Origin of the sequence: Actinomadura sp. 7K534 (genome assembly GCF_004348575.1) — a bacterium.
Classification (GTDB): Bacteria; Actinomycetota; Actinomycetes; order Streptosporangiales; family Streptosporangiaceae; genus Spirillospora; species Spirillospora livida.
In genome coordinates this window covers 1-25,223 of sequence record NZ_SMKB01000100.1, presented here as the reverse complement: position 1 = coordinate 25,223, position 25,223 = coordinate 1, and the positions used below count along the sequence as shown (strand labels likewise).

Annotated in this window: 20 protein-coding genes; 5 read left to right on the top strand and 15 right to left on the bottom strand. The window is 69.4% G+C overall.

All coding sequences use genetic code 11. From position 1 onward, the window contains the following. The first annotated feature begins 557 nt into the window (after positions 1 to 557). A complete protein-coding gene (locus tag E1266_RS20250) occupies positions 558 to 1,541 on the top strand; it encodes an NBR1-Ig-like domain-containing protein (RefSeq protein ID WP_243718631.1) in 984 nt (327 codons plus the stop codon). 44 nt (positions 1,542 to 1,585) lie between these two features. Here E1266_RS20250 and E1266_RS38085 read toward each other — a convergent pair whose 3' ends face one another. From E1266_RS38085 to E1266_RS20230, 4 genes are all read right to left on the bottom strand, one after another. Continuing rightward, the gene (locus E1266_RS38085) at positions 1,586 to 2,527 is read right to left on the bottom strand and encodes a SpoIID/LytB domain-containing protein (protein WP_165966141.1); all 942 of its coding nucleotides are present in this window, start codon (positions 2,525 to 2,527) and stop codon (positions 1,586 to 1,588) included. Positions 2,528 to 2,563: 36 nt separating this feature from the next. Further along, positions 2,564 to 3,451, bottom strand: a complete 888-nt coding sequence (locus E1266_RS20240) for a peptidase inhibitor family I36 protein (protein ID WP_132049215.1) — start codon at positions 3,449 to 3,451, stop codon at positions 2,564 to 2,566. Between the two features lie 44 nt (positions 3,452 to 3,495). Continuing rightward, on the bottom strand, positions 3,496 to 4,338 hold the full coding sequence (locus E1266_RS20235; RefSeq protein WP_132049213.1) for a peptidoglycan-binding protein: 843 nt from the start codon (positions 4,336 to 4,338) through the stop codon (positions 3,496 to 3,498). Positions 4,339 to 4,565: 227 nt separating this feature from the next. Beyond that, the gene (locus tag E1266_RS20230) at positions 4,566 to 4,985 is read right to left on the bottom strand and encodes a DUF1579 family protein (protein ID WP_132049211.1); all 420 of its coding nucleotides are present in this window, start codon (positions 4,983 to 4,985) and stop codon (positions 4,566 to 4,568) included. An 87-nt stretch (positions 4,986 to 5,072) separates the two neighbouring features. On the opposite strand from E1266_RS20230, the gene E1266_RS20225 reads away from it, so the two are divergent. Together E1266_RS20225 and E1266_RS20220 are read left to right on the top strand one after the other, a co-directional pair. After that, positions 5,073 to 5,384 carry a metalloregulator ArsR/SmtB family transcription factor gene (locus E1266_RS20225; protein ID WP_132049209.1) on the top strand — a complete coding sequence of 104 codons (312 nt, stop codon included), beginning with the start codon at positions 5,073 to 5,075 and terminating at the stop codon, positions 5,382 to 5,384. Beyond that, positions 5,381 to 5,803, top strand: a complete 423-nt coding sequence (locus E1266_RS20220) for an SRPBCC family protein (RefSeq protein ID WP_165966140.1) — start codon at positions 5,381 to 5,383, stop codon at positions 5,801 to 5,803. Before E1266_RS20225 ends, E1266_RS20220 begins: the two co-directional genes overlap by 4 nt. A 114-nt stretch (positions 5,804 to 5,917) precedes the next feature. On the opposite strand, the gene E1266_RS20215 is transcribed toward E1266_RS20220, so the two are convergent. The 9 genes from E1266_RS20215 to E1266_RS20175 form a co-directional block, all read right to left on the bottom strand. Then, positions 5,918 to 6,394, bottom strand: coding sequence for a (2Fe-2S)-binding protein (locus tag E1266_RS20215; protein ID WP_132049205.1), 477 nt, complete (start codon positions 6,392 to 6,394; stop codon positions 5,918 to 5,920). A 12-nt stretch (positions 6,395 to 6,406) separates the two neighbouring features. Beyond that, entirely contained in the window at positions 6,407 to 8,707 is a 2,301-nt protein-coding gene (locus tag E1266_RS20210; RefSeq protein ID WP_132049203.1) for a molybdopterin cofactor-binding domain-containing protein, read from the bottom strand. A gap of 279 nt (positions 8,708 to 8,986) precedes the next feature. After that, positions 8,987 to 10,396: a glucose-6-phosphate dehydrogenase gene (locus E1266_RS20205; protein ID WP_132049201.1), complete on the bottom strand. Its 1,410-nt coding sequence runs from the start codon at positions 10,394 to 10,396 to the stop codon at positions 8,987 to 8,989. Then, positions 10,393 to 12,222 carry a glycoside hydrolase family 15 protein gene (locus E1266_RS20200; protein ID WP_132049199.1) on the bottom strand — a complete coding sequence of 610 codons (1,830 nt, stop codon included), beginning with the start codon at positions 12,220 to 12,222 and terminating at the stop codon, positions 10,393 to 10,395. The genes E1266_RS20205 and E1266_RS20200 overlap by 4 nt, the downstream gene beginning before the upstream one ends. 36 nt (positions 12,223 to 12,258) lie before the next feature. Continuing rightward, positions 12,259 to 13,290, bottom strand: a complete 1,032-nt coding sequence (locus tag E1266_RS20195; RefSeq protein ID WP_132049197.1) for a C-terminal binding protein — start codon at positions 13,288 to 13,290, stop codon at positions 12,259 to 12,261. After that, positions 13,277 to 15,064: an IlvD/Edd family dehydratase gene (locus E1266_RS20190; RefSeq protein WP_132049195.1), complete on the bottom strand. Its 1,788-nt coding sequence runs from the start codon at positions 15,062 to 15,064 to the stop codon at positions 13,277 to 13,279. The genes E1266_RS20195 and E1266_RS20190 overlap by 14 nt, the downstream gene beginning before the upstream one ends. Before the next feature lie 153 nt (positions 15,065 to 15,217). Then, positions 15,218 to 16,180, bottom strand: coding sequence for an aldo/keto reductase (locus E1266_RS20185; RefSeq protein ID WP_132049193.1), 963 nt, complete (start codon positions 16,178 to 16,180; stop codon positions 15,218 to 15,220). 188 nt (positions 16,181 to 16,368) lie between these two features. Beyond that, positions 16,369 to 17,685, bottom strand: a complete 1,317-nt coding sequence (locus tag E1266_RS20180; protein ID WP_132049223.1) for a ferric reductase-like transmembrane domain-containing protein — start codon at positions 17,683 to 17,685, stop codon at positions 16,369 to 16,371. Between the two features lie 430 nt (positions 17,686 to 18,115). Then, positions 18,116 to 18,922, bottom strand: coding sequence for a hypothetical protein (locus tag E1266_RS20175; protein WP_207945774.1), 807 nt, complete (start codon positions 18,920 to 18,922; stop codon positions 18,116 to 18,118). A 1,117-nt stretch (positions 18,923 to 20,039) separates the two neighbouring features. Here E1266_RS20175 and E1266_RS20170 point away from each other — a divergent pair. Then, the gene (locus E1266_RS20170; protein WP_132049191.1) at positions 20,040 to 21,530 is read left to right on the top strand and encodes a SulP family inorganic anion transporter; all 1,491 of its coding nucleotides are present in this window, start codon (positions 20,040 to 20,042) and stop codon (positions 21,528 to 21,530) included. Positions 21,531 to 21,728: 198 nt separating this feature from the next. Here E1266_RS20170 and E1266_RS20165 read toward each other — a convergent pair whose 3' ends face one another. Continuing rightward, positions 21,729 to 22,253, bottom strand: a complete 525-nt coding sequence (locus E1266_RS20165) for a MarR family transcriptional regulator (protein ID WP_243718629.1) — start codon at positions 22,251 to 22,253, stop codon at positions 21,729 to 21,731. A 241-nt stretch (positions 22,254 to 22,494) separates the two neighbouring features. Here E1266_RS20165 and E1266_RS20160 point away from each other — a divergent pair, with 241 nt between their 5' ends. Beyond that, positions 22,495 to 23,901 (top strand): PHB depolymerase family esterase, encoded by a 1,407-nt coding sequence (locus E1266_RS20160; protein ID WP_207945773.1) that lies wholly within the window; start codon positions 22,495 to 22,497, stop codon positions 23,899 to 23,901. 158 nt (positions 23,902 to 24,059) lie between these two features. On the opposite strand, the gene E1266_RS20150 is transcribed toward E1266_RS20160, so the two are convergent. Continuing rightward, positions 24,060 to 25,109: a carbohydrate-binding protein gene (locus E1266_RS20150; RefSeq protein WP_279436337.1), complete on the bottom strand. Its 1,050-nt coding sequence runs from the start codon at positions 25,107 to 25,109 to the stop codon at positions 24,060 to 24,062. Between the last annotated feature and the right edge of the window lie 114 nt (positions 25,110 to 25,223).

Sequence of the window (25,223 nt, the reverse complement as noted above, 5' to 3'; positions counted from 1 at the left end):
CGCCATGCCCACCCGTCCCACCACCGAAACCACTCCACCCCCCGGTCTCCCTGCCGCTCGAAAGCCCAGCGCTTCACGGCACACGTGGATTCAGGCTCAGCACGAGGAGCGTGCTCGGTGATCCACCACCGGGTAGTGCTTCGGCGACCGCCCACATCGCGGACGAGCCCTCCGCGTTCGCCATCGACCGGAACAGTATGTTCGTCCCCCACTTCCCGGGGAGGGGGACTCAGTAGCACAGTCGATCACGTCTCGTGATCATGACTTGACAAGATGCGACAATCTGTTTCGCCACTGCGAGGATCGCGGCCGAAAGTACCCCCGCGTGATCTGCATCACAGTGCCGATGGGTGGACATGAGTGATCATGTATGCCTTTTGGAAATCATGATGGACGTGGTCCTCGTGTCGCTGACCCGGCACGGTTCCGGCACAGATCCGACCTTCGCTGGGCGGGCAGAGGTCCCGCCGGGATTCAAGTGCGTTACGGATGATCATGGATGGTCGTTGGAGGTTGAGGGGAGGGCGGGGCGCTGTTAGCTTCACCCGGTGGACGACATGCGTGCACAGGCGGAGGCGATCGAGGGCTTCGCGGCGGTGCTGCGGGAACTGCGCGAGTCGGTCGGTAGCCCACCTTTCCGGGAGATGTCCGGGCGATCTGGGGCAATCTCGCACACAACGTTGCATGAAGCCACGAAGGGAAACCGGCTCCCGAGCTGGGGGACCACCGTAGAGTTCGTCAAGGCGTGCGGCGCGGATCCAGAGGAGTTCCGCGAGCGCTGGGAGGCGGCGAACCAGGCGGTCAGGTCGGTGAGCGCGCGCAAGGGGGAGGTCGCTCGCCCGGCCGGTGAAGTCGCGGCCGCAAGCGCCGTGGAACCGCGTCCCGTTGACGTCGACATCAAGCCGTCGGCCACCTTGGTGCCCGTGCCTCCGGAACAGGTCGCCGACGATGGGCGGTTAGGCGCCGCCGCCTCGCGGGGGCGGTTTAGGGTCGGGCGGTTGGGCGCGCTGGCCGCGGTGGTCGTCGGCGCGGGGGCGGTGATCGTCGTCGCGGTCGTCGTCAATCGCGACGCCGGGGCCGGTGAGGACGGGCTGAAGCCCGTCGACAGCCGGTCCAAGACCGCGCTGTCGCCGGCCGACTGCCCGGTGAAGGCGACCAATCCGCCGCCCGCGCCGCCCACGCACAAGGGCGACGCGGCCGCCTTCATAGCGGACATCACCTTGCCCGACTGCACGCACGTCGGCGGAGGCAAGACCGTGACGAAAGTGTGGCGGCTCAAGAACGCCGGGAAAGTGCCGTGGGAGGGGTATTCGCTGCGCCGCCTCGACGTCCCGCAGCAGGCCGATCAATGCCAGACCATCTCCGACGTGCCGATCGACGACACGCCGCCGGGAAAGATGGTCGACATCCGGACCCAGATCACCACGCCGAAGAAACCGGGCCTCTGCTACGTGCGCTTCAAGATGGTGGACGCGGCGGGACAGGTTGCGTTCCCCGGAAACCGGCCCGTCAACTTCCAGGTCATCGTCGACGGACCCTAGTTCCCCGCCGCGGCGGGCGCGGCGGGGAACCGGGGAGCGCGGGATCAGGAGAGGGTGATCCCGCTGTAGTAGGCCTTGAGGATCCTGGAGTAGGCCCAGCCCGCGTTGGCCTTATCGCGGGAGCCGTACTGCGACATCCAGTCTCCGGTGACCCATGCGCCGCACGCCGTCGTCGTGGAGCAGTAGTGGGCCTGGAGGATCTTTCCGCCGCGGGTCATCCGGGTGCCCCACGTCGCGTCCACCGCGGAGCTGGTCGACGCCTTCGCGGAGCCGGGCTTGTACACCTGGCTCGACGTGGTGTCGTAGACGTCGAAGCACCGGCCGTCCGACGTCTTGCGCGTCGAGTGCAGCGCCCAGTACCAGCCGTAGCTCTTGACCGCCACCGCCCCCGCCTTGAGGGACTCCTGCGGCCAGTTCGTCACCCACTCGTTGGGCAGGACGTTCTTGACGTAGGTCTTGAACGCCACCCGGTCCACCCGGTCGAGCGAGACGCGGTACACGAGGATCGTCGTGGGCAGTTTGGTGTGCGTGCCGTCGGTCTTGCAGCCGGTCGATCCGGAGCTCAAGAACCGGTGGGACGCGTTCTGGTTCTTCAGGGTGGCGTTGAGGTTGCCTTTGGCGCCGGCCTTGAAGTCCTGGTAGGTGCCGCCGTAGTTGCTGTTGTAGTAGACGCGGACGGTCTTGCCGCTGCGGTTCCAGACCGAGGCGGCCTCGTTCTTGATGCACAGGCCCTTGCCGTTGCCGGGGCCTTTGAAGTCGTAGCAGGACGGCTGCTCGGTGCCGTAGTCGCCGACCGACCCGGTGAAGTCCGAGACCGATCCCGCGTTGTTGCTGTTGTAGTAGTAGCAGAACTCGCCGCTGTCGCAGACGCCGTCGCGGCCCGCCGCGGCGGCGGACGTCGCCGGGATGAGCACCGTCCCGCCGAGCGCCACCGCGGCGGTCGCCGCGGTGAGCCGCGGGATCAGTCGCGCTGTTCGTGTCGACAAAGTCGTCTTCCTGTTCTGGTGTGGGGACGCGGCGGGCTAGGAGATGTTGTAGCCCCGGGCGTGCCAGAACGAGGTCGGGTTCGGGTTGTCGAGGGTCGGGTCGTTGACGCTCTTGGCCGCGTGGGTCTGCCGTCCGAGGCGCATCTCGACGTGGGTGTGCGCGGCCGAGCTGGACGACACCCCGCGCCACGCCTCGTCCGCGATGGTCTGGCCGCGGCTGATCGACTGGCCCACCGCCAGCGACGAGCGTGGGGCGGTGTGCAGGTAGATCACGGTCTTGTTCAGCGAGGCGTTGTAGATGGAGATCGTGGAGAGGCCGCCGCTGCCGTTGGCCCCGCGCGCGATGTAGATGACCTTGCCGGCCACGAGGGCGTGCACGTCCGAGCCGACGCCGCGGGCGATGTCGATCCCCTCGTGCCGGCCGGGCGTGGACGTGTAGCCGTCGAAGCCGCAGGTGATCCGGCCGCCGCTCGTCTTGTACAGGCCGGTCGTCATCTTCGTGCGCGACGAGGGCGAGAACTGGTGGGAGGCGTTCTGGTTCTTCAGGCTGGCGTTGAGGTTGCCTTTGGCGCCGGCCTTGAAGTCCTGGTAGGTGCCGCCGTAGTTGCTGTTGTAGTAGACGCGGACGGTTTTTCCGCTGCGGTTCCAGACTGAGGCGGCCTCGTTCTTGATGCACAGGCCCTTGCCGTTGCCGGGGCCTTTGAAGTCGTAGCAGGACGGCTGCTCGGTGCCGTAGTTGGCGATCGACCCCGCGAAGTCGGAGACCGATCCCGCGTTGTTGCTGTTGTAGTAGTAGCAGAACTCGCCGCTCTCGCAGACGCCGTTGCGCGCCGCGGCCGAGGCGGGCGCCGCGAGGGCGACCGCGGCCCCGCCGAGCGCGACGGCGGCGGTCGTCGCGGTGAGGGCCTTGTTGAGCGTGCTCATACTTCTCTCCTTCTGTTCGCGAATCCTGGGCTTGGCGGAGGAGTTCAGCGGCGCTGGTACTCCTCCCAGGTGCGGATGGCCACCTGCGGGCCGTCGTCCGGATTACGGCCGGCGAGCCCGTTGAGGCCGAGGTAGTAGTCGCCCGTCTGGTGCTGGGCCTGGCTGGAGAGGTCGGTGTCGCTGATGGCGGCGGCGTGGATGTGCCACGGCCAGTCGCCCTGCCCGGGGCTGCGCACCCAGGCCGCGAAGCCGACCCGGCGCAGCGCGCGGGCGGCCGCGGTGCGGGCGGCGGGGCCCATCCCCTCGACCGAGATGTCGACGACGCCGCCGCCGTCATGGGTGCCCGCGGACGTCGGGTCGCCGCCGGGGTTGTACGACCCCTGATCGAGCACGAGGTCGCGGCCGAGCAGCCGCTCCGCCTCGGCCAGCATGTCCCGCGTGCGGGTGTTGACGATGACGCCGCCGGTGGAGACGCGGGCGCCCGGGCCGATGACGCGGGTGACCGTGAAGCGGCCGGCTCCGAGCTTGGCGAGGGACGTCTTGCCGGGCAGGCCGTTGGCGTCGAGCCCGGTGTAGCCGAGCGACTTCTGGTACTTCGCGTAGGCGGCGACCGTCGTGGTGCCGAAGTGGCCGTCCACCCACTGGGCGTCCAGCAGGTTCCGGTCGCGCAGCGCCCGCTCGACGAGCAGGACGCTGGCCTTGGCGCCCGGGGTCAGCGCGCTGCCGGCCCGCCGCGGGTCGATCTGGGCCGCCTTGACGGTGGCCTCCATGTTCACGCTCGGAAGCGCCTTGGCCCCGGCTGCCTGCGCCGGCGCCCCGGACGCCCCGGTCAGCGAAGTGAGCAGGACCGCCCCCAGAAGGGCGGCGGCAGAGGACGGCAGGTTCATGTGATCTCCTGAATGCGGGCCGAGGGGAGCGAAGCCCGCGACTGAGGCCACCGTCACCGATGGCTCAGGTTGTCCTCAAGAAGATCTGTGTTGTCAGCCTGTACGCCGGACACCCCCGTACAGCCGGACACGGCCGCGGCGCCCGCGTCATGGTGCTCACGCGGGCGCCGCGCAGAGTATCCGGACGGCTCAGGCTCGGGTGCGGATCACCGGTCGAGCACGTCCGCTCACCGGATCCGGGTGAAGGTCATGTCCATCCAGTCGGTCCAGTCCGAGCCGTTCTCGGTGCGTTCCCATCTGGCCGCCATGGTGGAGTCGGTGATCGTGAGCGTCGCGCGCTCGGTCGCGTTCGTGAACGTCCAGACGCCGTCGTCCACGGTGGCGTGCATGGTGCCGATCTCGCCACGGCTGTCGAACGAGCGCATGGGCCACGTTCCGGTCGCCGAGTCGTAGGGGCCGATCATCTCGATGACCTCGAGCTCTTCGTCGCCCATGCGCACATCGGCGCGGTGGATCAGAAAGGCTCCACCGGCCATCCACTCGTAGGTGTCGGTTCCGGCGATCTCCACGGCCGGGCCGGACACCGTCCGGCCCGCCGTGCGCCAGCGCCCCACCAGCGGTTCCAGTCGCGCGTTCTCGGGTGTCATGGCCCTCTTCCTCCGCGGCAATCAGTGTAAGATATTGCTTAAATACTTACATGTTGGCTTCGGTCGGGCAACCGAGGAGGCTCACCGGTGGACGAGGTGTTGCGGGCGGTCTCCGACCCGACCCGCCGCGCGATCCTGATGCTGGTCCGCGACGGGGAGGTGCCGGCGGGCGAGATCGCCGCGCACTGCCCCGGCATCAGCCGCTCGGCCGTCTCCCAGCACCTGCGGATCCTGGTCATGGCCGGTCTCCTGGACGTCCGGCGCGCGGGCAACCGCCGCCTCTACCGGCTGCGGACGGCGGGCCTCGTCGAGGCGGCGGCGTTCTTCGACACGTTGTGGTCCGGCCCGCTCGCGCGCCTGAAGCACGCGGCCGAACAGGAAGATGGGGGACCGTCGTGAACGCGACGATCGAGCGGACGGTGTGGATCCAGGCGCCACCCGAGGCGGTCTGGCGGTTCTTCACCGACCCCGCGCGGCTGGCGCGGTGGTGGGGGCAGGCCGAGGCCGACGCCCGGCCCGGCGGCGTCCTGAGGGTGTCGATGCCGGACGGGCCGCGCCCGGTGATGCACGGGGAGTTCGTGGAGCTCCTTCCGTACGAGCGGATCGTCTTCACCTTCGGCTGGGAGCCGGCGCCGGAAGCGCCCGCCATCGCGCCCGGAGCGTCCCGGGTGGAGGTGACCCTGACGCCCGCGGACGGCGGGACGAGCCTCACGCTCCGGCACAGCGGACTCCCGCTCCCGCTCGAAGATGAGACCGGTGACGGGTGGACGGGCCTGCTGCGACGGCTGAGGGAACGGGCGGGACCGGTCAGGTCTTGACCGCCCGGTTGTTCGGTTCTGTGGTGCAGGTCAACAGTCGGCGTCGGCCACCGATGCGGCTCGCCAGGGTGCGCGTCGGCGCCGAAGCCAGCGCCCGGCGGGCCATGCGAGGTGTCACATCTTGTCGGCGGCGGACTTGATGGCTTCGCGGATCCGAGAGTAGGTGCCGCAGCGGCAGATGTTGCGGAGTTCGTCCAGGTCGGCGTCGGTGATCTCGCGGCCTTCGGCGCGCACCTGCCGGACCTTGGCCACGGCGGACATGATCTGGCCGGGCTGGCAGTAGCCGCACTGGGCGACGTCCTGCTCCAGCCAGGCCTCCTGCATGGGGTGCAGTTCGCGGCCCACGGTGGCGGGAAGGCCCTCGATGGTGGTGACCTCGTCGTCGGGGCCGATGCGGGACACCGGCACCGAGCAGATGTTGACGGCCTTGCCGTTGACGTGGGAGGTGCATGCCTGGCAGACGCCGATACCGCAGCCGTACTTGGGACCGGTGACCCCGAGCAGGTCGCGCAGCACCCAGAGCAGGCGCACGTCGTCCTCGACCTCCACGGTGATCTGCTTGCCGTTGAGCCTGAAGGTGTGGGTCGGCACGTGGGGGCTCCTCTAGAAGGCGCGGTCGAGGCCGTCGACCGGGGACTGCGGGGTGGACGGCTGCGTCGGGAAGGGGGTGAAGGGGAGCGTGCCGTGGTTGATCGGGAACTGGGTCGGCATCGTCCCGGTGGCGCGGGCGTACGCGCAGGCCACGGCGGCCATGGCCGGGGCCACCCCGAGTTCGCCCGCGCCGCCGGGCTCGTCGCCGCCGGCCGGCATGACGATCACGCGTGTCTCCAGGGGGGTGTTCCACTGGCGGGTGTAGAAGTCGTTGTCCCAGCTGCCTTCGAGCGGGAGGCCGTCCTTGATGTGCAGGCTGGAGGTGAGCGCCATCGCGATGCCGTCGCTGAGCCCGCCGATCATCTGGGCGTCCAGGCCGCGCGGGTTGATCGGCAGTCCCACGTCCACCGCGATCACGGCGCGTGTCACGCGGGGCCCGGTGACGCCGTTCCTGATCGGGCGGTCGACGGTCTCGGGACGGCAGTCGATCTCGACGAGGACCGCGCAGGCGGACCGGTACTCGGCGGCCACGGCGATTCCCTGGGCGACTCCGGCGGGCAGGGACCGCCCCCAGTCGCCCTCGGAGGCCGCCTTGTCCAGGACGGCGCGGGCCTTGGCGTTGTCCAGGAACTGGCGGCGGAAGGCCAGCGGGTCCTTGTCCAGTTCGGCGGCGAGCCGGTCCACGACCAGTTCCCGTGCGCACACCACGTTCGGTGAGTAGACGTTGCGCATGCTTCCGGTCTTGAACTTCAGCGGCACCTCGGTCAGCGTCTGCTTGGTCCTGCCGAACTTGTAGGGCGAGGACTGGCTCAGGTGGAAGAAGACCTGGGCGATGGCGTCGTTGACGACGATCGGGATGTCGGCCGCGTTGGCGGTGACCATGTCGCCGAAGCCGTGGCTGAAGCTGGTCTGGGTGCTGACGTGCCGCTGCTCGTAGCCGACCACGTCCCCGAGGCGGTAGGCGGCGCGGACGCGGGAGACGCTCATCGGATGCGTGCGCCCCTGGCGGACGGAGTCCGTCCGCGACCAGGACAGCTTGACCGGCTTGCCCATCTTCTTGGAGATCTCCGCGGCCTCCACCACCGCGTCGGTGTGCAGCCGCCGCCCGAACGAGCCGCCGCCCTCGACCACGTGCACCTGCACGGCCGACACCGGCAGGCCGAGGTGCTTGGCGATCTCGCTCTGCGCGTCGCCCGGGACCTTCAGGCTGGCCCAGACCTCGGCGCCGCCGGAGCGCACGTCCGCGACCGCGACGTCCGGTTCCAGCGGGGAGTTGCTGGCGAACATGAAGGCGAACTCGGCGTCGACGGTCCTGCTGAACAGCGGCGGGCTCGACACCCTCGGCACCGCCCTGCGCAGCTTGGCCAGCACCGTGTCGTCGGACTCCCCGGCCACCGGGCCGGGACGCCACGTCACCTCCAGGGCCCGTACCGCGTCGATGCACTGCCCGAACGTCCGCCCGCGCACCGCCACCCCGTGCTTGAGCGCCACGACGTCGGTGATTCCGGGCATGGCCTGCACGGCCGCGGCATTGCCCACCGACTCGACCGTCCCGTCGATGGTCGGCGGCCGCCGCACCATCGTCGGCAGGGCGTCCGGGACGTCCAGGTCCATGCCGAACTTCTTGCGCCCCGTCACGGCGGCCAGGGCGTCCACCCGGTTCGCCGGCCTGCCCACGACGGTGAACTGGGACATCCGCTTCGGCGTCGCCGAGACCAGGGTGGTGCGCGACACCGCGGCGGCCTTCGCCAGCGACCCGTAGGACGCCTGCCTGCCTTCGCCGAGCACCACACCGTCCTTGGTGGTCAGCTCGGACTCGTCCACGCGCCAGGTACGCGCGGCGGTCGCCACCAGCTGCCTCCGCGCGATCGCCGCGGCCGTCCGCACCGGCGTGTAGAGCGAGCGGACCGACGTGGAACCGCCGGTGAACTGGTTGAACAGCAACTCGGGCCGGGCGTCGGAAAGGGTCACGGCGACCTTCTCCAGCGGCAGGTCCATCTCCTCCGCGATCAGCATCGCCACGGTCGTCGTGATGCCCTGCCCCACCTCGGCCCGGGGCACCGCGAACGACGCCGTGCCGTCCTCGTGCACCTGGACGGCCACCAGCCCCGACGTCGGCGCAGACGCGAGCCGCACCAGGTCACCGACGTCGAAGATCTCCTCCGGCTGGGGAAGGGACGGCGCCCGCGCCTCGGCCGGCGCCGCGGACCACTGCACGGCCACCGCCAGCGTCGGAGCCGTGACCAGGTAGCCGAGGAAGCGCCTGCGGCGCAGGCCCTCGCCCGTTTCGTTCGTGGGATGGCGGTCTTCCATGGTGCTCCTGAAGATGGGGTGGCTTGCGTCGACTAGGAAGCACGGTCATCGGCCGTGGGCCGGTTTCGGTACGGGCACACGAGGAGAGGCGCGGCCTCACCCGCGGAGCAGGACGTTGATCTGCCAGAACCTGCTCGTCCGGCGTCATGATACAGAGATACGGGATAAGTTTCACCATATCCGCCTGCTCGATCGGGGCGGAGCGGCGAGCACAAGAGCGCCATCCGACCCCGGCACCCGACGTCGCCCGATGGCCGGACGCCTGCGGTCCGGAGTCCGCTATGCGTCGGGACCCGGCCCATTCGGGTCGGCTCTGACCTGCGCCTCGCCTCCGGGGGCCGGTCCGGGGGAGCCGGCAGCGTACTCCTGGAGCGGGACGAGGTCGCTGGACCAGGCGGACATGACCGGAGTGAGGACCCGCCATGCCTCCTCGGCCTCGTCGGCTCGGATGGACAGGGCGGCGTTGCCGTGCAGGACGTCCAGCAGGAGCCGGCCGTAGGCGGGCAGGGCAGGGGTCTCCATCTGCGCGGACATGGTCAGGGGCGTGAGGGTGCCGGCACCGGAGCCGATGCCGGTCAGTGTCAGGGCCATGTTCTCCGGGTCGAGCCCGAAACGGAGCACGTTGGGCAGGGCTTCGCCGGTGTGGCCGAAGGGCAGGTGGGGCACCGGACGGAAGTGGACCGCGACCTCCTTGCGGTCGTCTCTGAGCGCCTTGCCGCTGCGGAGCCGGAAAGCGGTGCCCGACCAGCGCCAGTTCTCCAGGTGCAGTTCCACCTCGGCGAAGGTTTCGGTGCGGCGCTGCGGGTCCACGCCGTCCTCGTCGACGTAGGCGGGGACCCGGTGGCCGCCGACGCTGCCGGCGAGGTACCGCGCACGGCGGGTGTGACGCAGGACGTCCCCCTCGGTGAGCGGGCGTACTGAGCGCAGGACATCGATCTTCCGGTCGCGGAGGTCGCGCTCGTCCAGGCTGAGGGGTGGCTCCATGGCCACCAGGCACAGCACCTGGAGCAGGTGGTTCTGCACCATGTCCTTGAGGGCTCCGACGCCGTCGTAATAGCCCGCCCTGCCTTCCAGGCCCAGGGACTCGTCCCAGACGATCTCTATCTCGGAGATGTGCGCGCTGTTCCAGATGGGTTCCAGCACGCGGTTGGCCAGGCGGCTGCCGAGCAGGTTCTGGACGGTGGTCATGGCCAGGAAGTGGTCGACCCGGAACACGGCCTCTTCGGGGACCACCTCGGCCAGCAGCCGGTTCAGCTCACGGGCACTGTCCAGGTCTTCGCCGAAGGGCTTCTCCAGGACGATTCGGCTTCCCGGCGGCAGGCCCGCGCCGCGCAGCGCGGTGACGGTGCGGGGGAACACCGCCGGGGGGAGCGCGAGGTAGAGGGCGACCGGTCCGTCACCTGCGACGAGGGAGGCGAGATCGGCGGCGTCGGTGGCGTCCGCCTGCCGGTACCGGACGGCGTCGGTGACCCATCTCCGGACGTCGGCGGGCGCGGAGCCCGCGTGCCGGGCGAGTTGCTCGGCCGTCCAGTCCTGGAACCGCCGGCCGCTCCCGCCTTTCCGGTCGGCGCAGACCAGCTGGAAACCGTCGGCGAGGTGCCCGGCCCCGCGCAGCGCCGCCAGGCCCGGCAGCAGGTAGCGGGCGTTCAGGTCCCCGGTGGCGCCGAAGACGACGAGCCGGTTGATCATGCGGTGCCTCCAGCCTTCGCTCTGGCGAGGGTGACGCCGCTGGCGATGACGCCGATGTGACTGAACGCCTGCGGGAAGTTGCCCATGAAGACCCCCGTCGACGGATCGATCTGCTCCGGCAGCAACCCGAGCGGGCTGGCCCGGGCGCATAGTGAGGCGTACAGTTCCTCGGCTCGCTCGATGCGGCCCTGCAGCGCGAGATTGTCGACCAGCCAGAAGCTGCACAGCAGGAAGGCGCCCTCGTCGCCGGGCAGCCCGTCGGGCGACTGGTCGTGCAGGTACCGGTAGACCAGGCCGTTCCCGGCGGACAGGCGTTCGGCGATGGCCGCGGTGGTGGCCGCCATCCGCGGATGATCCGCCGGGACGACCTTTCGCAGGGGGAGGGCGAGCAGGCTGGCGTCCAGGCTCCCGCCGCCGTCGAGGTGCTCGCTCAGGCACTGCGCGTTCTCGTCCCAGGACTCCTCCAGGATGAGCCGGCGCACCTTGGCGGCGGTGGCGCGCCACGTGGCGATCGGTCCGGGCAGGCCGAGGCGCTCACCGATATCGGCCGCCCGGTCCAGGGCCACCTGGCACATCCCGGTCGAATAGGTGAAGATCCGGCCCTCGCTGCGCACCTCCCAGATGCCCTGGTCCGGCTGGCGCCACGCGGTCTCGGCGGTCCGGGCCAGCTCCGCCAGCTTGGCCCACAGCGGCGGCTGGAGGTCGCCGCCGGTGCGCAGCCACTGGTCGGCGCAGTCCAGGACCTCGCCGTAGATGTCGTGTTGACGCTGGTCGGCGGCGCCGTTGCCCCAACGCACGGGAGCCGAGCGCCGGTAGCCCTCCAGACCGGCGTCCTGGACCTCCTCGGGGACGGGATCGCCGCGCAGGGTGTACATGATCCGCGGCTGCCGGCTGTTCTCGAAGGCGTCCAGGACCCAGCCGAGGAAGGCGTCTGCCTCGTTGTCGAACCCGACGCGGCGCAGCGCGAACACGGCGAAGGCCGCGTCCCTGATCCAGGTGTAGCGGTAGTCCCAGTTGCGCACGCCGCCGATCGGCGCGGGCAGCGAGGATGTGGGCGCCGCCACCAGCGACCCGTTGACCCAGTCGTCGCACAGTTTCAACGTGATCGCGGCGCGCCGCACCAGCGGTTCCTGCGGGCCGTCGTAGCTGAAGCTCCGCATCCAGCGGCGCCACGCCTCGGCGGTCTCCCGGAGCACCGTCCCGGGTTCGAACCGGTGGTGGCGGTGCACGCGGCTCCAGGACAGCGTCACGTCGAGACGATCACCTCGCGCCAGCTCGTGCACGGTGTGCAGGCCGGTCAGCGCGCGGTTGGAGCGCAGATGCAGCCGCAGATCCGGCCGTCTGGACGCCTGTACCTCCAGGCCGCTGGCCAGGACGCGGGTCTGCGCGCCACCGCGGGGCAGCAACTCGGTCAGCAGGCGGACGGTTCCGTCCAGCACGACGGCGGACCGGACGAGCTCCCCCCGGCTCGCGCCCACGTCGTCGGAGAGGTCGGCGTCCGCGCGCAGGCCCAGCGCATCGGTGATTCTGACCACGCCGGCCGGACCGCGCAGCTCGGTCACCAGCACCGCGGTGTCGGGCAGATAGTACTGGCGGGCTTCCCGCAGATCCTCGACCGTCAGGGCGAAATGCCCGCCGTTCTCGCGGTCCAGCAGGCCGCACAGCAGGGGTTCGCTGTCGAAGCGGGGCAGGCACAGCCACTGGATCACACCGTCCGGGCCGACCAGCGCCGCCGTCGCGCCGTCCCCGATCAGGCCCAGGTCCTCCAGCCGCGGATAGCCCTCCGATCGGCGAACCGGGCGGAACGAGAGATCCGGGTCGAGCATGGCGAACTCCTCCAGTCGCGACCGCTGCGTGCCTGCTCAGAGGCGATTCGGGGCGCCCTGCGGGCGGGCGTCGGCCCACACGCCGTTGACCGGAGAGAGCGGCGGGCGCCCGGTCAGGACCCGTACGGCTTCTTCGGCGGCGATGCGCCGCACCGTCCCGACGGCCTCCTCGGAGTAGTAGGCGGCGTGCGGCGTGACGATCACGTTGGGCAGTTCGAGGAGGGCGTTGCGGGGCCGCCAGCCGCGCTGCTTCGCGGGTTCCTCTTCGAGGTCGTCCAGCGCCGCGCCGGCGATCCATCCCTCGGTGAGCGCCCGGTGCAGCGCCGCGTCCTCCACGATGGGCCCGCGCGCGGTGTTGACGAGGACGGCGGTCGGCTTCATCCGGCCGAGCGTCGCCCGGTCGAAGGTGTGGTGCGTCTGCGGGGTGAGCGGTGACTGGACCACCAGGTAGTCGGCGCCTTCCACGAGGTCGTCGAAGGACACCGGCCGCACGTCGCGGGACCGCATCTCCGACTCGTCGAGGAAGGGGTCGTGCGCCCAGATCTCGACGCCGAACGCTTTCGCGCGTTCGGCGATGAGGCGCGCGATGGCGCCGAACGACAGCAGCCCCAGCACCCGTCCCCGCAGCCGCCAGACCGGCTGTCCGGTCTTCCAGTGCCATTCGCCCCGCCGGGTCGCCCGGTCGTACTGGCAGATCTTGCGGGCGGCGGCGAGCCACAGCGCGACGGCGTGGTCGGCGACCTCTTCGGCGCACCATTCGTTCGGTGCGTTCGTGACCTGGATGCCCCGCCGGGTCGCGGCGTCGACGTCGACGATGTCCACGCCGGTGCCGTAGCGGGCGATCACCCGGCACCGGGTGAACGCGTCGATGGCGCGGGAACCCACCCGCGCGTACTGGGTCAGGACGCCGTCGGCGTCCCGGCCGCGCTCGATCACCTCGTCCTCGCTCTTGCACTGCGCGGCGACGAGCCGGAGCCCGGCGCCCTCGATGATCGCGCGTTCGGTGTCCACGTCGCCGAAGTCGTAGTCGGCGACCAGGACCGTGCCCTGGCGGTCAGTGTGAGTCACGGGGAATCCCCTTGGTGTGTGCGATGTCCTGGTAGGCGGCGGCGAGTTCCAGGCAGCCGCCGCCGTCCAGTTGCCCGACCGTGGAGCGGTAGATCTCCTGCCACGGCGTCTGGTTCTGGAGCGGCGGGGGCGTGTGCTCGGCCCAGCGGGCGGCGATCTCCTCATCGGTCAGGAGGACGTCGACGCGCGCGTTGTCCAGGTCGATGCGGATCCGGTCGCCGGTGCGCAGGATGGCGAGGTTGCCGCCGACCGCGGCTTCGGGGCTGGCGTTGAGGATGGACGGCGCGTCCGAGGTGCCGCTCTGCCGGCCGTCACCGAGCGTGGGGAGCGCGGTGACGCCTTGCCGGATCAGCGCGGCGGGAAGCTCCATGTTGACGACCTCGGCCGAGCCTGGATAGCCGACCGGCCCGGTGTAGCGGATGACGAGGATGCAGTGCTCGTCCACACCGAGCTCGGGCTCGTCGATTCGGGCGTGGTAGTCCTCGGGACCGTCGAAGACGATGGCGCGAAGGTCGAACACCGGCGGATCGCCGGGACGGGGCAGGTGGCGGGCACTAAAGCCGTCGATGACCGAGGCTCTCATGACGGCGGAGTCGAACAGGTTCCCGGTGAAGACGAGCAGCCCTCCCCGCGGGGCGACGGGGGCGTGGAAGGGACGGATGACCGCCGAGTCGGCGGGCTGGGCGGCGTCCAGGTTCTCGGCCAGGGTGCGGCCGGAGGCCGTCATGGCATCGCCGTGCAGGTACCCCGCTGTCAGCAGCGTCCGCATGACCGCGGGGACGCCGCCGGCGCGGTAGAAGTCCTCGCCGAGGAACTCCCCCGATGGGGCGGTGTTCACCAGGACGGGGATTTCGACTGAGAATCGCTGCCAGTCCTGATTGGACAGTTCCACCCCGATATGACGCGCGATGGCGTTGATGTGGATGGGCGTGTTGGTCGAGGCGGCGATGGCCGCCGCGAGGACGATCGCGTTCTCGAACGCCCGCCGCGTCATGATCTTGCGAGGGGTGAGGTCCTCGCGCACCATGGACACCACGCGGCGGCCCGTCTCGTAGGCCATCTGCGCCCGCTCGTTGTACGGAGCCGGTATCGCGGCGCAGCCCGGCAGCGACATTCCCAGCGCCTCGGCCAGACTGTTCATCGACAGTGCGGTGCCCATCGTGTTGCAGTGCCCGATGCTGGGCGCGGAGGCGGCGACGCGCGCCATGTACTCCCCGTAGTCGATCTGCCCGGCGGCGAGCAGCCGCCTCGACTGCCAGATCACCTGGCCCGAGCCCGTCCGCATGCCGTTGCGATAGCCGTTGAGCATCGGTCCGCCGGACAGGACGATCGCCGGGAGGTTCACCGTCGCCGCCGCCATCAGGCACGCGGGGGTCGTCTTGTCGCACCCCGTCGTCAGCACCACTCCGTCGAGCGGATAACCGTAGAGCACCTCGACCAGCCCGAGGTAGGCGAGGTTGCGGTCGAGCGCCGCGGTGGGGCGCTTGCCGGTCTCCTGCAGGGGATGGACGGGGAACTCGAACGGGATGCCGCCGCCGTCACGGATCCCGTCTCTGACCCGGTCGGCGAGAACGAGGTGGTGCCGGTTGCAGGGGACCAGGTCGCTGCCCGTCTGGGCGATACCGATGATCGGCCGGCCCGACTGGAGTTCCGCGGCGGTGAGACCGTAGTTGAGGAAGCGCTCAAGATACAGAGCGGTCATTTCCGGATTGCCCGCATTGTCCCACCACGCCCGGCTGCGCAGCTCTGCCGTGGAGTCCTCCGTCGGTGGCATCGGTCGCTCCTCGCGAGGCGTCGCGGTCTCCGAGGCGCCTACCCGGTACTCATCCTCGATACCGGCCGGACCTGCGGAAATAAATGGCAAAGGCCGCTGCGCCGCGGTAGATACCACGGCTTTGACCGCCGACTCGCGCCAGCATGAAAGGGGTCACGCGCCCTCGGGCGCGGGCGCACCGAGGGGAACCGCTCCCGACATGATCCTGTCGATCTGCGCGAGGTCGGCCGGGCTCAGGCCGATGTCCAGCGCACCGACGGTCTCATCGAGATGGGCCCTGCGGCGGGAGCCCACGATGGCCACCTGCACCGCGGGGTGCGCCAGCACCCACGCCACGGCGAGCTGCCCGATCGTGGCATCCCGCTCCTCCGCGAAGCGCCGGAGTTCGCCGACCACCTCCAGATTGCGACGGAACGGGGCACCGCTGAAATCGGGGCTGCCCGACCGCCAGTCGTCTGCGGGGAAGGTGGTGCTCTCATCGAAGCGCCCGCCCAGTAGCCCGTGGGCCAGCGGGCCGTAGGCGAGCACGCCCACGTCGTGCTCGGCGGCTTGGGGGAGGACGTCGCCCTCGATGTCCCGGTGGAACAAGTGGTAAGGCGATTGCAGCGCCTCGACCTGCCGCCCGGCCGAGAACGCGCGGAACTGCTCGGAGTCGAAGTTCGAGACGCCGACATGGCCGATGAGACCTTCGTCGACCATGTCCCAAAGGGCCGCCGCGGTCTCCGCCGGCGGAGTCTTCGGGTCGGGCCAATGGACCTGATACAGGTCGATGCGGTCGACCCCCAAAGCGCTCAGGCTCTCCTCCACGCCACGCCGGATCCAGGTAGGACTGGAGTCGCGGACCAATGTTCCGCCGTCCATGCGCAGCCCGCCCTTGGTGGCGATCACCACCCGGTCCATCTCATCGGCCAGAGCCCTGCCGAGCAGCCGTTCCGCGGTCCCGAACCCGTATCCCTGCGCCGTGTCGAAGACGTTGATGCCCAGTTCGCGGGCGTGCCGGATGCTCTCGATCGCCGACCGCTCCTCGACCTCGCCCCATTCCCCGCCGAACTGCCACGTCCCGTAGGCGATCGGCGTGACCCGAAGCTCTGTACGACCAAGCCTTACCGTTTCCATCCGTTTCCCTTTCAGCAAGCCCCCACTACGCCGCCCACCTGCCCCGCGTTCACGGAGATGTTTGCGCGCGAGTTGGCTTTATCAAGCGTTCCTTGCGACCGCGAAAAACGTCGAGGCGAGAACCAGCAGGACCCCGATAAGGAGGACGGCACGCGTTGTGTAGATGTGCCGCATTGGCATACCTCCGATCATACGAAGAAGAATCGTTCGGTGTGTATGTGCGCCGTCGGCACGCCGACTCTGGCCAGGGTGGATTCCATTGCGTCGAGCATCGGTGGCGGTCCGCAGATGAAGAACTGCATCCGCGGGTAGCGCTTGGGCAGCCACTTCTGAAGGAGCGGTTCATCGATGCGACCCCGCTCACCGGTCCAGCCCTGAGGTGGGTCTTCCAGCACGAGCACCAGGGTGAGGTTGAGTCGTACTTCCAGCTCGCGGACCTCTTCGAGGAATGTGGCATCGTCGAGTGTGCGGCTGGCATAGAACAGATGGCAGGGCCGTGGGTCATCGCGGTCGGCGAAGGTGCGGAGCATGCTGATCGCCGGAGTGATGCCGATCCCACCGGCGATCAGTACAAAGCCCGGCCCCTCGTTGCGGTCAGGGGTGAACACGCCATGCGGGCCGTCGAGATAGGCCCGGGTGCCGGTCCGCAGTTCCGTGACGCTTCTGGTGAAGTCGCCCAGCGCCTTGATGCTCATCTGCACGCCGCCCACGGCCTCTGCGCTTGAGGAGAAGGAGAACGGGTGCTGGGTGAGGGCGAACGGAGAACGTCCCACCGTGATCCATCCGAACTGCCCGGGCTCGAATCTGAATCCTTCGTGACCGACCGGCCGCAACGTGACCGTCGTGGTCTCACCCCGCTCGGCGCTGACCCGCGCGACCTCCCACGGCCGCCGGAGTCGCCGCAACGGCCGTACCAGGCGAACCCAAACGATCAGGCCGACGAAGGCGGCCGTCATCACCGCCCACAGCACCCGCTTCCATGGCGTGTCGACGTACCGGCCCACCAGGAGTATGTGCGCAAGAGCGAACAGCACCGACGCGATGGCCAATACGGTGTGCAGGCCCTGCCACGTTTCGTAGCGGATATGCAGCCTGCGCCTCCAGATGGAGGTGAACATGATGGCCAGCAGGCAGACCGTGGAGACGACCGCGAAGCGGGCACGCCATGGCGCCGTGACCGGATTGAACAGCCCGATCACGCTCGTGTCCTGGACCAGCAGGAGCAGCGGGTGGGCCAGAATGAATACTGTCGCGACCGGTGATATCTGCCGATGAAATTGCACCACCGCGTCTTCGCCAAAGGGTGCGACCATGTGCTGGAAGCGTGCCACGAGAGCGAATTGCAGCCCCATCATCGACAGCCCGACGAACCCCAAAGCCACCGAGAAGTCGATGAGAAACCCACGTGCGGGCGGACTCTCGCCAAGTACCGCGAAAACCAGGGGGACGACGGCCACGGCGAGATAGATCCCGATCCAAAAGGCTCCCCGAACTGCCAGTGGCATCACGCGCGCATCCCCTCTGCCCCATATGAGGCCTGGGGGTCCTGCCCGGAACTTGCCTGATCCACGCTCTCATTGCCGTAAAGCACGATCCAAATCGCCATGGACTCTTTGAGGGGGAACGGAGGCGGCGGTCACAGGGAACTCATTCCATCCGTGTGGCGGCGGTCCGCTGCTCACGGCGTGATCGCGATGCGTCGGTCAGGGCCTGCCACAGAGAGACCGTCATAAACGGATTGATCACCACAATCAAGTCGCCCGATGTACCGTGCCGGCCTGCATTTTTCGCGGACGACGCCGGACCGGCCCGGGTACAGGTCCAGGAGCTTGGGGCGAGACGCGCGCCGAGGATGGTGTACGCGGTGGACAGGCCCACCCACATGTTGCGGCGGGGATGTTCGGCCGACCGTCACTGTCGCCTAGAACGCCGCCATCAGGAAACCTCCCACCACGGTTCGACGTCCTTCTGAGCGACGAATTCGTGGAAGTCCATGTTGGCGATCTCCAAATTGCACGCCAGGGATCCGACCTTGTCGCAAGGAAGGACGGCAGGCTGCCCAGGGGTGTCGTAGAGGTCGACGACCGTCAGCGGGCTGCCCGCCTCGGCGAAGGTCCTGGCGTCGGCGAGCGCGACCAGCGTGGTGTGCTCCTCCGGCGGGACCAGCGCGGGGACCTGGCCCGGTTGGAGGTCCTCGAAGGCCCGGTCGTCGACGACCCGCGCCGTCAGCGGGTAGTTCTCGACGTCGATCTCGTCCGGGTCCAGATCCGCGCCGACCCAGCCCTCCTCATTGACCCCGTTCAGGTCGGTGAGCAGGGCGCGCCAGCCGTCCTCGTCGTCGAAGCAGGTGCGGACCAGCAGGGCGGTGTCCGTGGCGGGCAGCGCCGGGAAGACTCGGTGCGGGGGCGCCGTCGGCGCGGGGAAGGCCGGCCGGCCTCCGTGCCCCTGGTACATACCGAACACGTCCATGTCGCGCACGAGTTGGTCGAATGTGAGGGCGCCGCTCGTCACGGCGGTCAGAACCTCACCAAGCCGTGCCGACGGGACCCGGACGCCGCGTCCGGGCGCGCCGGCCAGGTCGATCAGCAGCGGCCCGTCCCCGCCATAGACCACCGGGATGTCCGCCAGTACGGCGACCTGCTGCGCCGGGCCGTCGCCAGGGACGACCGCCGGTACGTTCCCGCCGTGCAGGGAATTCCAGGCGGGACCTTCGACCAGGCGGAGCCGTACATCGCCGTCCACGACGAGCACATCACCTTCCCGGCGACCTCGGATCTCATTGAGCAGCCCGCCCCATGATGGCGCGCCGTCCCTGAAGCAGGTGGATACCAAAAGCACTTCGCCGGGCGCGGGCTGGGGAAGGGTGGGAAAGGCCATGGTTTCCTCCGGGAAAGCCACTGGCGTGGTGACGGTTCCGGCCATGGTGGTGCATCGGTAGGACACTCTGCCCTCAAGGCCGCCGCCGCCGGCCGCGCCGGGCGCCCCGCCGGCCGCGGCCGGGGCGCGGTGTCGTTTGATCGAGGCGTGAACGTTGAGAAGCGCATCGTCGAACCGGCGGCCGAGGTCAAGCGGCTGAACGACCTGTCCTAGGCGCCGGCGATAGCCCGCTGCCGGACGCCGGCTACGCGCTCAAGGAGTCTTCCGCGTGTCGGAGAAGCTCGACGGGCTCTCCCTCAGCGTCGTCCACACCGAGGGACGGCTCACTATGTCGTCACGCGCGGCACCGGCGCGGCCGGCGAGCTGGTGATCGAGAAGGTGCGTCATGTGATACCGGGCCTGCCGACCGAGATCCGGGCCATACTCCGCCCCCAGACCCCGGCCACACCGACGATGGCAAGGCCGACAGCCTCGCCGCACAGGGCCGGCCAGCAGGGACGATCACGCCCCGTCGACGCGAACAGGGACGAACCCGGCGAGCTGCTCCCGCTCACCGACAACGAGATCCGCCCAGGCACGCCGTGACCTGCAGCGGTGCGTGGCCGAGTTGCGCGAGGCCGTAATGCGGGCGTTCAACGCTCCTCGCCCCCCGGCGCATCCGACTCTTCCGTAGCGTTAGAGTAGGGTTCGCCGCGGTGCGGTCCGCGGCATGACCTGCGCGGCCGCGCCTGCGACCCGCGCGTTCTCGGAGTCTCGGGGGAGTTTCATGTGCCGCCGCATGCCATGAGTCCGCGCTGTCCGCGGTCATCGGCGGCGCGTCGGCCCTCGACGGCTCGGCCGATGCCCTGAGGCAGGGCTGACCCGCCCCCCCTTGCTTCGCCCGGTGACGTGGCCGGGCGCCCGCCCCTGCCGTTCGCCCGGTGACGAGTGTGCTCGGAATCGCGCGTGCACGATCCCCTGTCTTGCCCCTGTCTGGAGAGTCTTGTCCCTGCCTGCCGTCCTGACCCGCCGTCTGAGGCCGTCGGAACCGCTCACCGCCAAGCTGCTGCGCACCGAGGTGCTGGCGGGGCTCGTGGTGGCGCTGGCGCTGATCCCCGAGGCGATCTCGTTCTCGATCATCGCCGGGGTCGACCCCAGCGTCGGCCTGTTCGCCTCGTTCACCATGGCCGTCACCATCGCCGTCGTCGGCGGCCGGCCCGCGATGATCTCGGCGGCGACCGGCGCGATCGCCCTGGTCGTCGCGCCGCTGGCGCGCGAGCACGGGCTGGGTCATCTGATCGCCGCGGTCATCCTCGGCGGCCTCTTCCAGATCGTCCTCGGCGCCCTCGGCGTGGCGCGGCTGATGCGGTTCGTGCCGCGTTCGGTGATGGTCGGGTTCGTCAACGCGCTGGCCATCCTGATCTTCATGGCCCAGGTCCCCGAACTGCGCGACGTGCCCTGGCCGGTCTACCCGCTCGTGGTGGGCGGCCTGGCGCTGATGGTGCTGTTCCCCCGGGTCACCAGGGCGGTGCCCGCGCCACTGGTGTCGATCGTGATCCTGACCGTGCTGACCATCGGCGCCGGCATCGCGGTCCCCACCGTCGGCGACAAGGGCGCGCTGCCTTCCTCGCTGCCCACGCCGGGGCTGCCGGACGTGCCGTTCACCTTCGACACCCTGGCGCTCCTCGCCCCGTACGCGCTGGCGTTCGCGCTGGTCGGGCTGATGGAGTCGCTGCTGACCGCCAAGCTGGTCGACGACATCACCGACACCCGCTCGGGCAAGACCCGCGAGTCGATCGGGCAGGGCATCGCCAACGTCGTCACCGGCCTCTTCGGCGGCATGGGCGGTTGCGCGATGATCGGCCAGACGATGATCAATGTGAAGAACGGCGCCCGTACCCGGATCTCCACCTTCCTGGCGGGGGTCTTCCTGATGGTCCTCTGCATCCTGTTCGGACCGATCGTCTCCGACATTCCGATGGCCGCGCTGGTCGCGGTCATGGTGCTGGTCTCGGTCGGCACCTTCGACTGGCACTCGGTGGCGCCGGCCACCCTCAGGCGGATGCCGGTCGGGGAGACGACCGTCATGGTCGTCACCGTCGCCGTGGTCGTGGCCACCCACAACCTGGCCATCGGGGTCATCGTCGGAACCATCACCGCCATGGTCGGCTTCGCCCGGCGGGTGGCGCACCTGGCCAACGTCTCGGCGGTCACCGATCCGGAGGGCGGGCACGTGGTCTACGCCGTCACCGGCGAGTTGTTCTTCGCCTCGAGCAATGACCTGGTGTACCAGTTCGACTACGCCGGCGACCCCGACCACGTCGTCATCGACCTCTCAGGCGCCCACATCTGGGACGCCTCCTCGGTCGCCGCCCTGGACGCCGTCACCACCAAGTACCGTGCACGCGGCAAGACCGTCGAGATCATCGGCCTCAACGAACCCAGCGCCAAGATGCACGGCACCCTCAGCGGCGAACTGACCGGCAGCCACTGACCCCACGCACCCGCCACCCGGCTCCACCGACATCCCACCGCACCGGTCGACCGGGACAACGGCCATCAGGCCCGGCAATCACGAGCACACCGCGTGCGAGGTTGGTTGGGGGCCTGTCCGGAAGATTCGCAGCACCTACGGACCTGCCTGTGGGAGGGAGGTGAACCGGCGGCTATGCCTCTGATGGGGCTCGGTGCGTCATCTGTCGGGGGCGCCAGGTCCGTGACGGGGGTGACGGTGGTCCAGGTGGTAGGTGCCCGTGTCCGACCGCAGGGCGTGTGCGCACCGTAGGAGGTTCTCGGCCAGCGACTTGCGGTCGACGGCGTCGATCTCGGCGAACATGATCGCTTCGATGTCGTCCAGCGCGCGGTCACAGCGCCGCAGGACGTCCAGGCCCCTGCCGGTGACCCGGGCGCGCAGCACGCGCCCGCCGTCCGGATGCGGATCGCGGCGGATCAGCCCGCGCCGTTCCAGGTCGCGGATGACCAGATTCATCGCCTGCGGCGTGACGAAGGCGATGCGGGCCAGCTCCGCCGACGACGGCCCGTCACGAAGATGCAGCTCGCTGAGCGCCATGTACTCGGTCGTGGTGACACCGTGCCGGGCCAGCGCATCGTCGAGGCGGGCCCGGATACGCCGCTCCAACCGGAACACCAGATAGCTCACGCGCGGCTGCGGCGCACCGGGCGGCCGGGCCGGTGGGGGAGTGCGGCGGTCGGTCACCGGAAGACCATACCTCCGGCGCCTCCGGGACTGTTAGCCGTGAAAGTTTTCATGAATACATCGCAAGGATCTTGATATCAATGCCCTTGATACCAGCGGAAACTCGTATCCCATGATCCGATCGACCGATGAACGCGATAAAGCGTTGACGGTGATCGACGCCCCACATATATTCCGGCAATTGATGCCGGTCCGATGAAAATCACGGCACCGGCTCCCAGGACCGAATGAAGGAGGGCGGATGAAACGACTGACGACCATGCTGGCCAGCGCATGCGCGGCGCTGCTCTGTGCGGTCATGGCGGCCGTGCTGCCGGTACAGCAGGCGGCGGCGGCCAGTCTGACGCAGGTCACCGGCTTCGGCGACAATCCGGGCAACCTGCAGATGCACGTTTACGTGCCCGACACGGCGCAGACGTCGCCGGCGATCGTGATGGCGCTGCATCCGTGCGGTGGTTCGGGACCCGGCTTCTATTCCTCCAGCGAGTTCGCGTCCCTGGCCGACCGGTACGGATTCGTCGTGATCTTCCCGTCGGCGTCGAACAAGAAGTTCAACTGCTTCGACAACTGGTCCGACGCGTCGAAGGTGCGCGGCGGGCGCACCGACCCCGTCTCGCTCATGTCAATGATCACTTATGCGGAGCAGCGTTACGGCGGCGATCCGGATCGAGTGTTCGTGACGGGCAGTTCCTCGGGCGGCATGATGACCAACGCGATGGCCGCCCTGTACCCGGAGGTGTTCAAGGCGGGCGCGGCGTTCATGGGCGTCCCCTTCGCGTGCTTCCCCAACGAGGCCGCCTACCAGCCCGGCGGCAACGCCTCGCCGTGCGTCGGCAAGACCGCGCAGCAGTGGGGCGACCTGGTGCGCCAGGCGAACCCCGGCTACCGCGGCCCCTGGCCGCGGATGCAGCTCTGGCACGGCACCGCCGACAACGTCGTCTCCTACGCCGAGCTGGCCGAGGAGATCAAACAGTGGACCAACGTGCACGGCCTGAGCACCACGCCGACCTCTACCGACACCCCGCGGTCCGGCTGGACCCGGGAGCGCTTCGCCGGTTCCTCCGGCACCGCCCCGGTCGAGGCGATCACCGCCTCCGGTGCCGGGCACAGCCTGCCGATGAGCGGCATGGCGCAGTACGCCGTCGAGTTCTTCGGCCTCGACTCCGGCAACCCCACGACGCCCCCGCCGTCCGACTCCACCTGCCGGGTCCGCTACACCGCCGACACCTGGAACAACGGCTTCACCGCGCAGATCACCATCACCAGCACGACGACCGTCAACGGCTGGACCCTGACCTGGGCCTGGCCGGGAGATCAGCACGTGACCAGCGCCTGGAACGCCGACGTGACCCAGTCCGGTGCCCAGGCCACCGCCCGTAACGCCTCCTACAACGCCACGATCGCCGCCGGAGCCGCCACGTCCTTCGGGCTTCAGGCACCTACAGCGGAACGAACACCGCACCGACCGAGTTCAGCCTCAACGGCACCGAGTGCACAACAAGTCAGTAGTGAGCGTGGCCGACGCCTCGCCGTACGAACGGGCCCTGCCGCGCGGCAGGGCCCAGGACGGCCGGGTACCGCGGGATGCGGTGCCCGGCCGTGGTGGGCGTTCAATTCGAGGTGGTCACCGTGCAGGTGCTGCCGTTGAGAGTGAACGCTGCGGGCGCCGCGGTGTCGCCGCCCTGGGTGCCCTGGAACCCGATGCCGGTGGAGGCCCCGGCGCGAGCGAACCGTTGTAGCTCATGTCGGTTCTTTCACACGCGGGGTCGTCAATGTCCGGCCGCGGTGTCACCAGGTCCGATACCGCTAAGCGGCGGCATTGAACTGCCACCAATTCACATTGAACAGGTAACCGCTGCCGCCGGTGAACCTGAGGTACAGATCACGGGTTCCCGTCGCGCCGTTCACCGAGCAGGACACACTTGTCCACGACTGCCATCCGCCGGTGACCGGCACCTGGCAACTGCCCACGACCCTTCCGGTGGAGCCGTCGAGACGCAGCTCGATGGTGCCGCCGCTGCCTGCCGAGGCGACGCGCGCGGTGAAGGACGCGGCACCGGAGCCGAAGGCGGCGCCCTTGACCTTGATCCAGTCCCCGTTCTCGATCCACCCGACGTTCATTCCGCCTTCGCCGGACGGCTCGGTTTCGATGCCGGACCCCCAGGCGATCGTTTCGGCCTCCTGGCGCACATACGGATTCAAGGTCCCCGCCTGCGGTGCCCCCGCGGCGGTCATATTGATCGTCGGGAAGCCGCCGTCGGCGCTGTAGTCGAACTTCTCCACGGCGACTGAACGGGTGAAACCGCCGCCGCCCGGCAACGCGCCGTTGTGGTAGAAGAAGTACGAGCCCCCGTTGAAGTCGATGACGCCGGGGTGGTTGGTGAAGCTGCTGCCCTGCGTGGGCATGATCGTGCCGCGGTAGGTCCACGGGCCGGTGGGGCCGGGCGCCGTCGAATAGGCGATGAACTCGGAGCAGCATTTCGCCGCGAAGACGAGGTAGTAGAGGCCGTTGCGCTTGTAGACCCAGGGCCCCTCCTCGAAGAGGGTCGGGCGGTTCGGGTCGCCGTCGCGGGTGCCGAATCCGGCGGTGGTGAGAGGGATCCGCGCCGGGCCGCCCGAGTAGGACGTCATATCGGAGTTGAGCTTCAGGTACCACAGGTTCGGGTTTCCCCAGTAGAGATAGGCTTGCCCGTCGTCGTCGATGAAGACGGTGGGGTCGATCTCGTTGTTCTCGACCAGGGGATGTCCGAGGGCGTCTCTGAAAGGCCCGGTGGGGCTGTCGGAGACCGCCACCCCGATCGCGTATCTGCCGGTCGCCCGGTTCGTGACGGGCACATACCAGTGAACCCATTTCATCCCCGTGCTGCCTGGGCGACGCGGTGATTCTGCAGGGCGGCGATGGCCTTGACGATGTGGCCGGCCTTGCTCGGGCTGCAGCGCAGCTTGCGCAGGATCCGCCATGACTTGAGC